At 42.6% G+C, this 15,093-nt stretch carries 13 protein-coding genes; 7 read left to right on the top strand and 6 right to left on the bottom strand.

Translation table 11 applies throughout. The features are described 5' to 3' along the window. Nucleotides 1-4: 4 nt before the first annotated feature. From folP to rlmE, 3 genes are all read right to left on the bottom strand, one after another. Nucleotides 5-847: a dihydropteroate synthase gene (gene folP, locus EXA13_RS10725; RefSeq protein ID WP_238133177.1), complete on the bottom strand. Its 843-nt coding sequence runs from the start codon at nt 845-847 to the stop codon at nt 5-7. A 105-nt stretch (nt 848-952) separates the two neighbouring features. Next, the gene (gene ftsH, locus EXA13_RS10720; RefSeq protein ID WP_430794487.1) at nt 953-2,863 is read right to left on the bottom strand and encodes an ATP-dependent zinc metalloprotease FtsH; all 1,911 of its coding nucleotides are present in this window, start codon (nt 2,861-2,863) and stop codon (nt 953-955) included. Nucleotides 2,864-3,015: 152 nt separating this feature from the next. Further along, nucleotides 3,016-3,645: a 23S rRNA (uridine(2552)-2'-O)-methyltransferase RlmE gene (rlmE, locus tag EXA13_RS10715; protein WP_238133175.1), complete on the bottom strand. Its 630-nt coding sequence runs from the start codon at nt 3,643-3,645 to the stop codon at nt 3,016-3,018. A 119-nt stretch (nt 3,646-3,764) separates the two neighbouring features. On the opposite strand from rlmE, the gene yhbY reads away from it, so the two are divergent. Next, on the top strand, nt 3,765-4,061 hold the full coding sequence (yhbY, locus tag EXA13_RS10710; RefSeq protein WP_078926153.1) for a ribosome assembly RNA-binding protein YhbY: 297 nt from the start codon (nt 3,765-3,767) through the stop codon (nt 4,059-4,061). Nucleotides 4,062-4,137: 76 nt separating this feature from the next. On the opposite strand, the gene greA is transcribed toward yhbY, so the two are convergent. Continuing rightward, nucleotides 4,138-4,611 carry a transcription elongation factor GreA gene (gene greA, locus EXA13_RS10705; RefSeq protein WP_238133174.1) on the bottom strand — a complete coding sequence of 158 codons (474 nt, stop codon included), beginning with the start codon at nt 4,609-4,611 and terminating at the stop codon, nt 4,138-4,140. A gap of 548 nt (nt 4,612-5,159) precedes the next feature. On the opposite strand from greA, the gene EXA13_RS10700 reads away from it, so the two are divergent. Both EXA13_RS10700 and dacB read left to right on the top strand, forming a co-directional pair. Next, nucleotides 5,160-6,176, top strand: coding sequence for a porin (locus EXA13_RS10700; protein ID WP_238133173.1), 1,017 nt, complete (start codon nt 5,160-5,162; stop codon nt 6,174-6,176). Nucleotides 6,177-6,278: 102 nt separating this feature from the next. Then, a complete protein-coding gene (dacB, locus tag EXA13_RS10695; RefSeq protein ID WP_238133172.1) occupies nt 6,279-7,697 on the top strand; it encodes a serine-type D-Ala-D-Ala carboxypeptidase in 1,419 nt (472 codons plus the stop codon). 53 nt (nt 7,698-7,750) lie between these two features. Here the strand turns inward: dacB and tyrS are convergent, their stop codons facing one another. Next, nucleotides 7,751-8,938, bottom strand: a complete 1,188-nt coding sequence (tyrS, locus tag EXA13_RS10690; RefSeq protein ID WP_238133171.1) for a tyrosine--tRNA ligase — start codon at nt 8,936-8,938, stop codon at nt 7,751-7,753. Nucleotides 8,939-9,067: 129 nt separating this feature from the next. Here tyrS and EXA13_RS10685 point away from each other — a divergent pair, with 129 nt between their 5' ends. After that, on the top strand, nt 9,068-10,360 hold the full coding sequence (locus EXA13_RS10685; RefSeq protein WP_238133170.1) for a peptidoglycan DD-metalloendopeptidase family protein: 1,293 nt from the start codon (nt 9,068-9,070) through the stop codon (nt 10,358-10,360). A 73-nt stretch (nt 10,361-10,433) separates the two neighbouring features. Here the strand turns inward: EXA13_RS10685 and erpA are convergent, their stop codons facing one another. Beyond that, nucleotides 10,434-10,775, bottom strand: coding sequence for an iron-sulfur cluster insertion protein ErpA (gene erpA, locus EXA13_RS10680; RefSeq protein ID WP_238133232.1), 342 nt, complete (start codon nt 10,773-10,775; stop codon nt 10,434-10,436). Between the two features lie 359 nt (nt 10,776-11,134). Here erpA and hemL point away from each other — a divergent pair, with 359 nt between their 5' ends. The 3 genes from hemL to rsmC all read left to right on the top strand — a co-directional run bounded on the left by hemL (nt 11,135) and on the right by rsmC (nt 14,914). Further along, complete coding sequence (gene hemL, locus EXA13_RS10675; protein ID WP_238133169.1) at nt 11,135-12,427, top strand: glutamate-1-semialdehyde 2,1-aminomutase; 1,293 nt, start codon at nt 11,135-11,137, stop codon at nt 12,425-12,427. A 310-nt stretch (nt 12,428-12,737) separates the two neighbouring features. After that, nucleotides 12,738-13,823, top strand: coding sequence for an AI-2E family transporter (locus tag EXA13_RS10670; RefSeq protein WP_238133168.1), 1,086 nt, complete (start codon nt 12,738-12,740; stop codon nt 13,821-13,823). Between the two features lie 65 nt (nt 13,824-13,888). Beyond that, nucleotides 13,889-14,914, top strand: coding sequence for a 16S rRNA (guanine(1207)-N(2))-methyltransferase RsmC (gene rsmC / locus EXA13_RS10665; protein WP_238133167.1), 1,026 nt, complete (start codon nt 13,889-13,891; stop codon nt 14,912-14,914). Nucleotides 14,915-15,093: the final 179 nt, after the last annotated feature.

Genomic DNA, 15,093 nt, shown 5'->3' with positions numbered 1-15,093 from the left:
TTCCTTATTGTTTTTGTTTATTTTTATTCACCATTTGCAATATTGCCATGGCTTCTATCGTCTGCTCAACATCATGGACCCGCAGAATTTGAGCTCCTTTTGTTGCCGCAATCGTTGCGCAAGTCACACTAGCGACCATGCACTCCGCGGGAGTTTTATCAAGCAATTTAAAAATCATAGATTTGCGTGACATTCCGGCAAGAATGGGTAAACCAAAATGGTGAAATTTTTCTAAATTCGCCAGCAAATGATAGTTGTGTTCGAGAGATTTACCAAAACCAAAACCGGGATCAAGAATAATATTTTGTTGCTTGATGCCGGCTTGTACGCAGGCCTCAATACGCTCAGACAGAAAGTCATCCACCTCTTTGAGTACATCATCATAGCGAGGAGAGTTCTGCATCGTACGAGGCTCTCCTTTCATATGCATAATACAGACAGGGAGATTAGCTTGTGCAGCAACCTGCAATGCTCCGGGTTCCTGCAATGCTCGCACATCATTGATAAGATCAGCGCCAGCTTCCACCGCTTGGCGCATGACTTCTGGTTTACTGGTATCAATAGAAATCCAAACATTTGGATAGTTGGCCCGAATAATTTTAATCAGTGGGATCACCCGTTCCAATTCTTCAGTAAGAGAAACATCTGGTGCTCCAGGTCGAGTCGATTCACCACCGATATCAATAATATCGACCCCTGCAGCAATCATTTGTTCAGCCCGCGCAAAGGCATCATTTAAATATGAGTAGCACCCACCATCTGAAAAAGAATCTGGGGTGGTATTTAATATCCCCATGATCTGAGGACGATGTAAAGAAAGCTGTTTAGTGTCAGTTCGAATGTCCATAATTCCCTGAATATCTACAGTCACAACAATAGGTAATATAAGAAGTAAATTTAGGCTTGAAACAGAAAACCCCGAACAAGTCGGGGTTTGATTAGCACAATGATTTTATTCTGCGTCTTTTTTCTCTGAAGAGGTGGACTCATTCTCAACCTGTTCTTCTGACACTGAATCTACCGGTTGTTTTTCTACATCGGGTTTATCATCATCAGAGGGTTCGGGTTGAGTAGGTTTGCTTTGATCCCCCCACCCTGCAGGTTCACGAATCACGGACTTACGCTCCATAAGATCGTCAATTTGACCAGCATCAATCGTTTCATATTTCATTAATGCATCTTTCATCGCATGCATAATATCCATGTTATCCAGCAAGATTTGACGAGTTCGCTCATAGTTACGATCAATAATCTTACGAATTTCATCATCAATCAGCTTCGCTGTGTCATCAGACATATGCTTCGTTTGCGTTACGCTTCGACCAAGAAATACTTCACCTTCATCTTCGGCATACAGCATAGGACCTAACTTCTCAGAGAAGCCCCACTGAGTAACCATTTTCCGCGCAATTTCAGTCGCTCGTTCAATATCATTTGACGCACCTGTTGATACTTTTTCAGGTCCGTAAATCAGCTCTTCAGCCAGACGGCCACCATATAGGCTGGAAATCATGGACTCAAGATGTTGCTTAGACATACTCACCCGGTCTTGTTCTGGTAAGTACATCGTTACCCCTAACGCTCGACCACGAGGGATGATTGAAACTTTATACACGGGATCATGCTCAGGAACCAAGCGACCAACAATCGCGTGCCCTGCTTCATGATAAGCAGTCGAGGCTTTTGTCTCTTCAGACATAACCATTGAGCGACGTTCTGCACCCATCATGATTTTGTCTTTCGCCAGTTCAAACTCAACCATAGAAACGTTGCGTTTATTGCCACGAGCAGCAAACAGCGCAGCCTCGTTAACTAAGTTAGCTAAGTCAGCACCAGAAAACCCAGGTGTACCACGAGCAATCAGTGAAGGTTCAACATCCCCTGCAAGCGGTACTTTACGCATATGAACTTTAAGAATTTGTTCACGACCACGAACATCCGGCAAGCCTACCACCACTTGGCGGTCAAAACGCCCTGGACGAAGTAATGCAGGGTCAAGCACATCAGGACGGTTGGTTGCTGCAATCACAATGACGCCTTCATTCCCTTCAAAACCATCCATCTCAACCAACATTTGGTTCAGCGTCTGTTCTCGCTCATCATGCCCACCACCGACACCAGCGCCGCGTTGGCGACCAACCGCATCGATTTCATCGATAAAGATGATACAAGGTGAGGCTTTTTTGGCTTGCTCGAACATGTCACGGACACGAGATGCACCAACACCAACGAACATTTCCACAAAGTCTGAACCTGAGATAGTGAAAAATGGCACCTTAGCTTCACCAGCAATCGCTTTGGCTAATAAGGTTTTACCTGTACCCGGAGGGCCGACCATAAGTACGCCAGTGGGAATTTTCCCTCCCAGCTTTTGAAAACGACTGGGATCACGCAAATAATCCACCAATTCTTTGACATCTTCTTTAGCTTCATCGCAGCCAGCAACATCACCGAAATTGGTTTTAATCTGTTCTTCACTCATCATGCGGGCTTTGCTTTTCCCAAAGGACATCGCCCCTTTACCACCGCCACCTTGCATCTGACGCATGAAAAATATCCATACCCCAATAAGCAAAATCATAGGGAACCAAGAGATAAAAATCGTTCCGAGTAAACTTTGTTCTTCTGGTGGTGTGCCTTGTACTTTGACATTCTGATTAATCAGATCATCAAGTACTTTCTCATCATAGACCGGCATGTAAGTAACAAAGCGATTATTACTACCACGGCGGGTAAAAGTAATTTCGCTGTTTTTGAATTGAGCTTCTTGAATTTGGCCTTGGCCAACTTCCTGTACAAATGTGGTGTAATCGACGGTTCTTCCATTACTGTCACCAGGGCCAAAGCTCTGGAAAACAGACATCAGCACAACGGCGATCACCAGCCACAGTATTAAATTTTTTGCCATATCACTCAAGGTGTAAGCCTCGCGATAACTAGTTGTAATTAAAGGTAGGGTACTACAGTTTTTTCACCGTAGCTATAGTGTAAACATTCTCGTTTCAGGCCAAATAGTTAGCCTTTGTAACCAGTCGCAACAATGTAAACTTCACGAGAGCGCGCTCTTGATGAGTCTGGTTTGCGAATTTTGACCGCCTTAAATAGGTGACGTACCTCTTGTACGTACTGATCAAATCCTTCACCTTGAAACACTTTGACTACAAAACTACCATCTGGAGCAAGAACTTGTCGACACATATCTAAAGCTAATTCGACCAAATACATAGCTCGCGGCTGATCCACCGATAAATTTCCAGCCATATTAGGGGCCATATCAGACATGACCACATCCACCATATCGGGTTGAATTCGCTCTAACAAGGCTTCTAGCACGCTTTCTTCACGGAAATCACCTTGTAAAAAAGCAACGCCCGCAATGGAGTCCATCGGCAAAATATCACAAGCAATCACTTGGCCTTGCTCACCAACGATTCCCGCTGCATATTGTGACCACCCACCAGGAGCAGCCCCTAAATCAACAACGGTCATCCCAGACTTAAGTAATTTGTCTTTATTTTGAATTTCTTCTAATTTAAAGATAGCTCGTGAACGATAACCTTTTTTCTTCGCTTCATTCACATACTTATCGTCAAAATGTTCTTTCAACCAGCGGCCAGAGCTCGCTGAATGCTTCTGTTTACTCATTCGATTCCTAACTAAAGCCGTCTCTATCAGAGAAAGTCGGGTAGAAAATATAGTCTTCCTGGATAGATGGCGTTAAAATGGTGGTTTTCAACCCTATAGTAAATAAATTTGGTCGCGTAATGAACCTAAGCAACAAACAAAAGCAGCACTTAAAAGGCTTGGCACACCATTTAAATCCGGTTGTGCTAATGGGCGCCAATGGCCTCACTGAAGCTGTTTTGGCGGAAATCGAAATTGCGCTTAACCACCATGAACTGATTAAGGTGAAGGTGGTATCAGAAGACCGTGATACGAAACAATTGATTGTTGATGCAATTGTTCGTGAAACGGGTGCAGAAAAAGTCCAACTTATTGGTAAAGTTGTGGTCCTTTATCGCCCATCTGAGCAGCGTAAAATCGAATTACCACGCAAATAATCTGCTAGTGTTAGATTACAAAAAGGTCGCTTGTTGCGACCTTTTTATTTAATCATCCATTACACTTTTTGATGAATTATAGGTATTCAACCCGATCAATCTCAAACAATTTTTCACCGCCTGGAGTACTGATCGAAACTTCATCCCCTTCACTTTTACCGATTAGACCACGTGCAATTGGGGAACTGACTGAAATTCGTCCAGATTTAATTTCAGCTTCATCATCACCCACAATTTGGTAACGCTTTTCTTCCTCAGTATCCACATCGATCAAGGTCACGGTTGAACCAAAAATGACTTTACCCGTATTTTCCATCTTAGCGACATCAATAACTTGAGCCACTGAGAGCTTATATTCAATATCACGAATTTGAGCTTCACAAATGCCTTGCTCTTCTCGTGCAGCATGATATTCCGCATTTTCTTTTAAATCCCCCAACTCACGCGCTTCCGCGATCGCTTGAGAAATTTGAGGGCGCAATTTCAATAACCGCTCGAGTTCGTCACGCAGCAATTTTTCACCACGGACGGTCATAGGAACTTTTTCCATAATTACCTCTATGCCAAAGTTATCTTTGGACAATACAAAACCACCCAACCCAATATAGGCTAGGTAGTGATTGATGAATGCATTGTCTACTAGTGTAAACAAACATGGTGATGAAATCATCCAAATTCAAGTATTGCGATCAGAATTTGAGATTCATTATGAACTTATTGATTTTGCGTGATCTTGTGCACACTTAGATTGTAGGAAAAATAGCCTAATAAAGTAAAAAAAACTAAATAATTCATTTTTTTTACTGATCAGATCAGTGTTAAAAAAACCAGAAAAATCGTTTAAAATCAAATTCTTGATATTTTTTTTATCACAATAAAACAGTGTTCATAAGCGATATTTATATCATTTTACTAACTCACCGGGGAACTTTGCAGTTACAAATGAAACCACGAAAATGAATGCTTCGCTTGCAAATACATCATTTCGACAAAGCAAACAGATGCATTTTACTATTCGTAACTCAAGTACCACGGTTTCCCCTGGTGGCTACTTGCAGACAATAATGATTTATGGACAGTAAATTAGGATTTAATAAGATGAACAAAACTCTGATCGCTTTAGCAGTTTCAGCTGCAGCAGTGGCAGCTGGCGCAAATGCTGGTGAAATTTATAATCAAGATGGTACTTCGCTTGCTCTTGGCGGCCGTGCAGAAGCACGTCTATCTCTAAAAGATGGTAAAGCTGAGGATAAAACTCGCGTACGTATTAACGTACTGGGTAAAACTCAAATCAACGATAGCCTATATGGTGTTGGTTTCTATGAAGGTGAGTTTACGACTTCTGATGAAGGTCAAGATGTAGACTCAGACAGTAGTGATTTAACCAACCGTTATGCCTATGCGGGAATTGGTGGTGACTTTGGTGAAGTGACTTACGGTAAAAATGATGGTGCACTAGGCGTTATCACTGATTTTACCGATATCATGGCTTACCACGGTAACTCAGCAGCAGATAAATTAACCGTTGCAGACCGTGCAGACAATATGGTTTCTTACTCTGGTCAATTTGATGACTTAGCAGTCAAAGCCAGCTACCGTTTTGCTGACCGTCAAGATAAAGACGCTCAAGGTAATAAGACAGATACGTTCTACGATAACAACGAAGATGGCTACTCATTATCAGCTATCTATGCATTTGCTGACACAGGCTTTAAAGTCGGTGCTGGTTATGCCGATCAAGATGAAGCCAATGAATATATGCTAGCGGCTTCTTATGCGGTGTCTGATTTCTACTTTGCTGGTGTCTTTACTGACGGTGAAAAAGCAAAACATGACGCAGACTATACTGGCTATGAATTTGCAGCAGCGTACACACTAAACCAAACTGTGTTTACTCTGACTTACAATAACGCTGAAACGAATAAAGAAACCTCTGCTGATAACCTAGCGGTTGATGCAACTTACTTCTTTAAACCAAACTTCCGCGCTTATGTCTCTTATAACTTTAATATGATTGATAAAGACGACAAGATTGGTGTAATCGGTGGAACCGGTACAGCAACTAAAGCACAAGCTGAAGACGAACTAGCACTAGGCCTACGTTACGACTTCTAATTCGCTTATTTGTGAATGATATGCTCTCAAACGCCTGCAACTCGCAGGCGTTTTATTCTCTGGTATACTCTCTTTATTATTTGCTTCACAACTGATGGGTGTATGCGTTTTTTTCTCTCTTTGAGTTTTTTTTGGCTCTCAACTCTTAACCTCTCTTATGCTCATACCGCGCCAAACCCAAGTGGTTTATCATGGTTACCCAGTGGGATTCGTAGTGGATTAGTGATTCAAACACTGACTGAAGCAAAACCAGCCTTCCAACACAAAACCGGGGACTATTTTCCCCCAGCCAGTACCTTAAAAGTGATTACCGCCCTCGCCAGTCAGCTTGAGCTGGGTGAGCAGTTTTCCTTTGAAACGCAACTACGTAGCAATAATCAAGATGCAGCTTTAATTTTTTCCGGTGATCCCACCTTAACCACTGAACATATCAAAACCTTATTACTTCGCTATAAACAACAAAATGGTACGCGAATTCGTGGCGACCTTTGGTTAAATAACCAGCATTTTACGGGGTATCCACGCGCCGTTGGCTGGCCTTGGGATAGCCTTGGTGTTTGCTATAGCGCCCCAGTGAGTGCGATTAATTTAGATGGTAACTGCGTTCAAGCCTCTATTTATACACAAAATGATGGAGCAACCCGTGTCTATGTCCCGCCACACTACTCTATTGATGTGGAAAGTGATGCACGCAGTGTGACTCAAGCGCAGAAGCAAGCTCAACATTGTGATTTAGAGTTAATAGCAAGTCATGATAACCACTACCAGCTCTCGGGCTGCCTCGCTCAGCGTAGCCAGCCTCTTCCACTTAAATTTGCTATACAAAACACCGAATTGTATGCACAACGCGTAATAAGGCAGTTGATCAACCAATTAGAAATGACGTTAGATGGAGAAATAAAAGTAGGAGCCCCCGACAGTCAGCAGTGGAATAAAATAGCCACTCATCATTCTGAACGCTTACCTCAACTGCTCACAACGATGCTGCAAGATTCGGATAACCTGATTGCTGATGCGCTGTTCAAGACATTAGGTCAGAAATTTTTTCTGCAACCCGGTAGCTTCAATAATGGTAGCGAAGCGCTCAAACAAATTATTTTTGCCCGCACTGGTATTGATCTCAATGATGCTCAAATTGTTGATGGTTCCGGATTATCAAGAAATAACCGTATACGCCTAGAATCAATGCGACAAATTCTTTACTACCTTTGGCAGCATGATAGCGAATTAAACTTAATTCGGTCGCTGGCAACGGCTGGAGAGAACGGTACGCTACGCTATCGACGTAGTATGCGAAATGAAAATATCCGTGGGCGATTAAAAGCCAAAAGTGGCTCACTGTATGGGACTCATAATATGGTTGGCTTTTCTCTCGATAACACGGGTCAGCCTCAAGCGCTTTTTGTCCAATTTATTACCGACTATTTTCCAGCCCAATCCGATCCTAAAAAACCGATCGAAGCTCCCATCACTCGATTTGAGCAACAGTTCTACCAAATGATTTTAAATATTCATGACTGAGGCTGATAAACAAAAAGCGCATTCATGCGCTTTTTGTTGCTATCAATCACATATTATTCGAGAGTAACCCGAGCAAACTTGCGTTTACCGACTTGGTAGACATAAGTGCCCGCTTCAGGTACCCATTTTGCATCTTCAAGTTTTTCACCATCTTGCTTAGCCGCACCTTGTTTTACCATGCGCATCGCATCAGACGTTGAAGCGACTAATCCCGCATCTTTCAATAAGTTGGCAATAGCAATGCCCTGTGCAAAAGTAAACTCTGGCATTTCATCAGGCAGTGCGCCTTTTTGAAAGCGATTAATGAATTCCTGCTCAGCCGCATCCGCATCTGCATCCGTGTGGAAACGAGCAATGATTTCTTTCGCTAATAAAATTTTGATGTCTCTAGGGTTTTTACCCTGCGCTACATCAACTTTAAACTGTTCAAGTTCAGCTAATGGACGGAAAGAAAGCAATTCATAGTAACTCCACATCAAATCATCTGAAATAGACATGATCTTCCCAAACATTTCGCTCGGCGAATCACTGATACCGATATAATTATTGGCTGATTTAGACATTTTTTTCTCACCATCTAAACCGACCAATAAAGGCATCATCAGAACAACTTGAGGCTTCTGTCCATTGGCTTTTTGTAATTCACGTCCCATCAGCAAGTTAAATTTCTGATCGGTTCCACCCAACTCGACATCGGTTTCCATCGCCACTGAATCATAGCCTTGTAATAAAGGATACATGAACTCATGAATCGCTATCGGCTGGCCACCAGCATAGCGCTTTTTAAAGTCGTCACGCTCCAACATTCGGGCAACAGTTTGATTCGCAGCTAAACGGATCATGCCTTCTGCACCCAATTCAGACAGCCATTCAGAGTTAAACTGAATCTTCGTTTTCGCCGGATCCAAAATTTTGAACACTTGCTGTTTATACGTTTCTGCATTACGCAGTACATCTTCTCGCGTCAAAGGAGGGCGAGTGGTATTTTTTCCCGTTGGATCACCGACCATACCGGTAAAATCACCAATCAAGAAAGTAACATCATGGCCTAAATCTTGGAAAGTGCGTAACTTGTTAAGAATCACAGTATGGCCTAAATGAATATCTGGCGCTGTTGGATCCGCTCCTAACTTGATACGTAGAGGACGACCTTCTTTTAGTTTTGCCACTAATTCTTCTTCTGGAATTAGCTCTTCAACACCACGCTTAATCTCAGCTAAAGCAGCTTCAATACTCGCCATTCTTGTTCACTCCCACAGATTTGGCAAAAATTTAATAGTTCGACATCTTACTTGAATAGCGATGACTTTTGAAACCAGTTAGACTAACCAACTGGCGATTTTATTATTAATTATTGAACGAACACGAGTATGCTAGCAATTTTTGCTCGTCTTCCCTGGGTTCATCGGGCATTTATTGCCTTTTTTAGCGCACTGATTGTGATTGCACTATTTTTTCTCCCAGATCCGGAAGCATTGAGAACACAACCCGAACGTCTGCAAGTCGGTCAACATTATCCTTTAACGATTAACCGTGAAGCTTTATCTCCTGGTCGCACCATTTTGCCATCAGCTTTACTACGTTGGGAAACTTATCATGTGAATGCTGGAGAAAGTGCCGCTATACTTTTTCAGCGCATTGGTTTGTCCTCCCGTCTTTTATATGAGCTAACCTCTAGCAATCAGACGATCAACCAGCAACTTAGCCGATTACTCCCCGGTGATGAGTTACAATTTGGTTTTGATGAAAACAATCAATTAATTCAACTTAAACGTCGAATTAGTGCCTATGAAACGTTTGATATCACGCGTACAGCATCGGGTTTTTCATCCAAAATCGATAAAAAAGAAGTGTTTTATCAGTACAACTATGCACAAGCTGAAATTCACTCAAACTTCTGGAATGCGGGAAATGCAGCAGGGCTAACGGCTAACCAAATTATGGAGTTAGCGGGTATTTTTGGTTGGGATATCGATTTTGCTTTAGATATTCGAGCTGGGGATACGTTTCAATTATTGTTTCAAGAAAAGGTGGTTGAGGGGGAAGTGATTGGACGCGGTAACATTATCGCTGCCACATTTACTAACCAAGGAACGACATTTACTGCAATTTTAGATGATCACACGGGTCAATATTTTGATGAGAATGGACGAGCAATGAAAAAAGCTTTTCTACGTTCTCCTCTTGATTTTCGTCGAGTCTCTTCTAATTTTAATCCTCGTCGTCTTCATCCGGTGACCGGACAATTAAAAGCCCACCGAGGGACCGATTATGTTGCTCCAGTAGGAACCCCTATTTGGGCAGCCGGCGATGGTGTGGTCGAAAAGTCGAGTTATAACCAATTTAACGGTAACTATGTATTTATTCGTCACAGCAATACTTACCTCACCAAATACCTGCATTTAACTCGCCGAACGGTCAAAACAGGGCAAAGAGTTAAACAAGGGCAAGTGATTGGTACATTAGGGGGAACAGGGCGGGTAACGGGCCCTCATTTACACTATGAGTTTTTGGTTCATGGCGTTCATAAAGACGCTCGAACCGTTGATTTGCCTCAAGCAAAGTCATTAACAGGGAAAAGCCGAGAAACCTTTATTGCCAATGCAAAAATTCGTTTAAATACACTTTCTCGTTATAGCCAACTGCTGTACGCCACCCCCTAGTACGCAATATGAAAAAAGCCCTTGTAAAAACATCAAGGGCTTTGGAATTAGTGAACTTGAAAAATACAGAAGATTACACGCTAAAAGATGCACCACAACCGCAAGTTGTGGTTGCATTCGGGTTGTTAACAAAAAAGCGTGAACCTTCCAAACCCTCGGTATAATCAACCACACCACCAATTAAGTACTGTAGACTCATCGGGTCAACTACGAGTGTAACCCCACTATTTTCTATGGTGGTATCGCCTTCATTGACATTTTCATCAAAGGTAAAGCCATACTGGAAGCCACTACAACCACCTCCGGTAATGTAAACACGTAACTTTAGCTCTGGATTTTCTTCTTCGGCAATTAAAGCGCGCACACGTGTTGCTGCGGCATCCGAGAAGGATAATGGGATATTGACTTCGCTCACAACGACCTCTCTCATTCGTGTCATACTCATCTGCGATCTATGAGCATCATTATTTTTCTGTTAGCAAGATTATCCAATACCTGACTTATTCGTTCAAGTATTAGCCGCAACTCTAATGAAATCATCCGTTGCTCCCAGTATACGAAGGTTAACCGATAAGTTTTATCTTTATTTGACTCAATATATCTTCCCACTTTTTATCTCATGTCTACAGAAGTATAAAAAGCACGATTCTCGTCACCATTGACCTTTAGGTTCAGTATCGAGTCTCAGAAATAAGGGAAATGATTTCACCTATCGCTTCATCAGCGTACAATGCACAGCGCAATAGGTCGAGCAATCATAAAGAGGAAGTATCAATGACCAAATCAGAAGATCTTTATCAAAAGGCACAAACAAAAATTCCGGGAGGGGTCAACTCCCCCGTTCGAGCATTCAGCGGTGTCGGAGGCTCCCCAATTTTTATTGACCGTGCCGATGGAGCTCTGATTTTTGATGCCGATGGAAAAGCCTACATTGATTATGTCGGTTCATGGGGGCCAATGATTCTTGGCCATAATCATGCAGTGATCAGAGAAGCGGTGATCGATGCGGCGCAGCGAGGCTTAAGTTTTGGCGCGCCAACGGAAATGGAAATTGCCATGGCCGAGCTCGTTTCTGAGCTGGTTCCATCAATGGAACAACTACGGATGGTTAACTCTGGCACTGAAGCCACGATGAGTGCTATTCGCCTCGCTCGTGGTTATACCGGCCGAGATAAAATCATCAAATTTGAAGGTTGCTACCACGGACATGCAGACAGTTTATTGGTTAAAGCAGGATCAGGCGCACTGACCCTAGGGCAACCGAGTTCGCCAGGCGTTCCCGCTGATTTTGCTAAATACACCTTAACGGCACGTTTTAATGATTTAGATTCCGTCCGTAAGCTGTTTGCGGCCAATCCAGGAGAAATCGCCTGTATTATCGTAGAGCCTGTTGCTGGTAATATGAACTGTATTCCACCGGTTGCGGGGTTCCATGAAGGGCTACGTGAGATTTGTGATCAAGAAGGAGCTCTGCTGATTTTTGATGAAGTCATGACAGGCTTTCGAGTCGCACTCGGTGGTGCACAGGCCCACTACAATATAAAACCTGATCTGACAACGTTAGGTAAAGTCATTGGCGGTGGAATGCCGGTTGGTGCCTTTGGTGGCCGCAAAGAAGTGATGCAATACATTGCACCAACAGGTCCAGTTTACCAAGCAGGAACCTTATCGGGTAACCCTATCGCAATGGCTGCCGGGCATGCTTGCCTCTCACTGTTGAAAGAAGAAGGCAATGAAAAACGCTTAGCTTCAAAAACCAAACAATTGGCACAAGGGTTTAAAACATTAGCAGATAAACATGGCATTCCTTTGATTGTGAACCAAGTTGGTGGCATGTTTGGCTTCTTCTTTACCGAGCAACCCCAAGTCACGTGCTATGAAGACGTTGCCAAATGTGATGTGGAACGTTTCAAACGGTTCTTCCATTTGATGCTGGGCTACGGTGTCTATCTAGCCCCTTCTGCATTTGAAGCCAGCTTTACCTCTTTAGCGCACGGTAGCAAAGAAATTGAAGCGACATTAGAAGCCGCTGATCGTAGCTTTGCTCAACTTGCTCAAGAAAATTAAACTTTAAATACGAAAAAGGCTGCATTGCAGCCTTTTTTCAGCATCATTATTACTGCCAATACATCAGTACTAAGACCACCAGAATACCCAGAACAATCATCAACCACGGTAGCCGTTGAAAGAAAGATTTTTTGGATTCGCAGCAAGACTCTTTATCACAACATCCCATTTTTTATCTCCCCATTGCCCGTTTTCTCAATTACGGTCATTATATACCCACAGAAGTCAAAGCGGCAGATTGTTCTATATTTTAACATCAGCCCATATTCACGAGTCGAACCATGAATCATCGAAGAAAGGGAACCTCATTGTGCCAGATAAATTAAAGTTCAACTCAAATCATTGGGTATTAATTGCGGCACTTATTGTTGCCGCATTGAGTTGTTATTTATTACTCAAACCCTATATCAACTCCATCGTCATGGCCTTTATTATTTCTCTACTGATGTTTCCCATTCACGAAAAACTGGAAACAAAACTACCATCTCATAAAAATATCGTTGCATTGCTTTCATGCATTATTCTGGTCTTTATTATTGTGCTCCCTTTATTGCTGGTCTTTACTGCCATTATTCAGCAAGGTTCAAAGTTTTCTCAAAACCTGTATCAATGGGTAACTGAGGGGGGAATTCAAACGGTATTATCGTATCCGTGGGTAACAAAGGGGTTAGCACTCGCCAATGATTACCTTCCCTTTCATGAAATAACACCACAACAGATAGCGCAAAGAACCGCACAATTAGCCACGACATTAGGAAGCGATCTCGTCTCGATCAGTGCCAAAATTTTAGGCGATGCCACCAGCTTTTTGGTCAATTTCTTCTTGATGCTGTTTGTCTTATTTTTCCTCCTGCGTGATCACGATAAAATCATTCTCGCAATCCGCCACATTGTGCCATTATCGCGTAGCCAAGAAGACCGATTGCTTAATGAAATCGAACAAGTTTCTAAATCCGCGGTGATGGGCTCCTTTCTAACCGCGATTGCACAAGGAGTTGCCGGTGGATTAGGCATGTGGCTTGCAGGTTTTCCCGGCCTGTTCTGGGGCACAATGATGGGATTTGCTTCTTTTATCCCTGTCGTAGGTACGGCTCTTATTTGGGTTCCAGCTACACTTTACCTCTTTATTATGGGCGATATCAGTTGGATGATTTTCTTATTGATCTGGAGCATCGCCGTTGTGGGCTCTATCGACAATTTATTGCGCCCTTTACTGATGCAAGGGAGTGCAGGAATGAATACCTTGATGATATTTTTCTCATTACTGGGTGGGCTGCAGCTATTTGGGTTAATCGGCTTAATCTATGGGCCTTTAATCTTTGCTATTACGATGGTGTTGTTTAATCTCTACGAAGAAGAGTTCCAACCTTTTTTAAATCACCAAGACAATAGCTAAACTCCTTCAAGCTTAGGGGCAATTATGCGAAAATCCTTGCCCCTGAGTTTGTTCTTGAGTTTGTTATGTCTCACTACACCGCCCCAAGTCAAATTGCTGAACGTCAACTGGCTTATTTTGCTGGAAAAAAAGTACTCATTGCTGGAGAAGTGGAAGATCTCTTTCCTTTACAACTAGCGCAGCACTGCCAGTCTGTTTCTGTTTTTACCACTCACTATGGTTATTACCGCCAATTACAACAATCATCCGCTGTACAAAGCTATTTTGGGGCCGAATTAACTGAAGATGTGGAAGCTGACCTACTGGTTCTTTATTGGCCAAAAGCCAAGCTAGAAGCTCAATACCTGTTAGCGATGTTACTGGCAAAGCTTCCATCGCCTTGTGAAGTGATCGTGATTGGTGAAAACCGCTCTGGGGTTAAAACCATTGAAAAAATGTTCACCCCCTATGGTTCTATCAAAAAATATGATTCCGCAAGACGCTGCTCATTTTATTGGGGGCAATGTCATCATTCGCCAAATTCTTTTGATTTAGAAGACTGGTTTAAATCTTACTCAGTTCACTATCAGCAACATACCTTAACTATTCGCAGTTTACCGGGAGTTTTTAGCCATGGTGAATTTGATTTGGGTAGTCAGTTACTGCTTGATACCCTACCTTCATTGCAAGGAAAAGTGCTTGATTTTGGCTGTGGTGCAGGAGTGATTGGCAGTGTCATGGCAATGCTCAACCCACATATTGAACTCGAAATGTGCGATATTAGTGCCCTTGCTATTCGCTCTAGCCAAGCGACTTTAGCCGCGAATGGATTATGCGGGCGAGTATTTGCTTCAGATATTTATTCAGATACCGCGACAAATTACGATTTTATGGTTAGCAACCCTCCCTTTCATTCCGGCTTAGAAACCAGTTATCAGGTTACTGAGACACTGTTGCAATCCGCTCCGGATTACCTCACAAGATCAGGACAACTCTTTTTGGTCGCTAATAGTTTTCTCAAATATCCTCCCATTATAGAACAAGCCTTTGGTAATTGTGAGACGCTAAATAAGACCAATAAATTTTCAATTTATCACGCAATCAACTCATAAACATTGCGCTATTTTGCCGATTTTAACGGCAAAATAGCCAATTAGTGATGAAAACTGCGCTCACGACCACGCTTTAAGTGCAACTTACTTGTCAAAGTAAAAAAACTCGTTAATTTCGTTACTTTCTCTATTCCTTTGTTCAATTTTCTCACTAAGGCTTTGTTCATCGTGGGTATCAT

This window comes from Vibrio cincinnatiensis, assembly GCF_022113815.1.
Classification (GTDB): domain Bacteria; phylum Pseudomonadota; class Gammaproteobacteria; order Enterobacterales; family Vibrionaceae; genus Vibrio; species Vibrio cincinnatiensis_A.
Note: the sequence above shows the minus strand (reverse complement) of the source record. Positions and strands in the feature narration are given on the sequence as shown.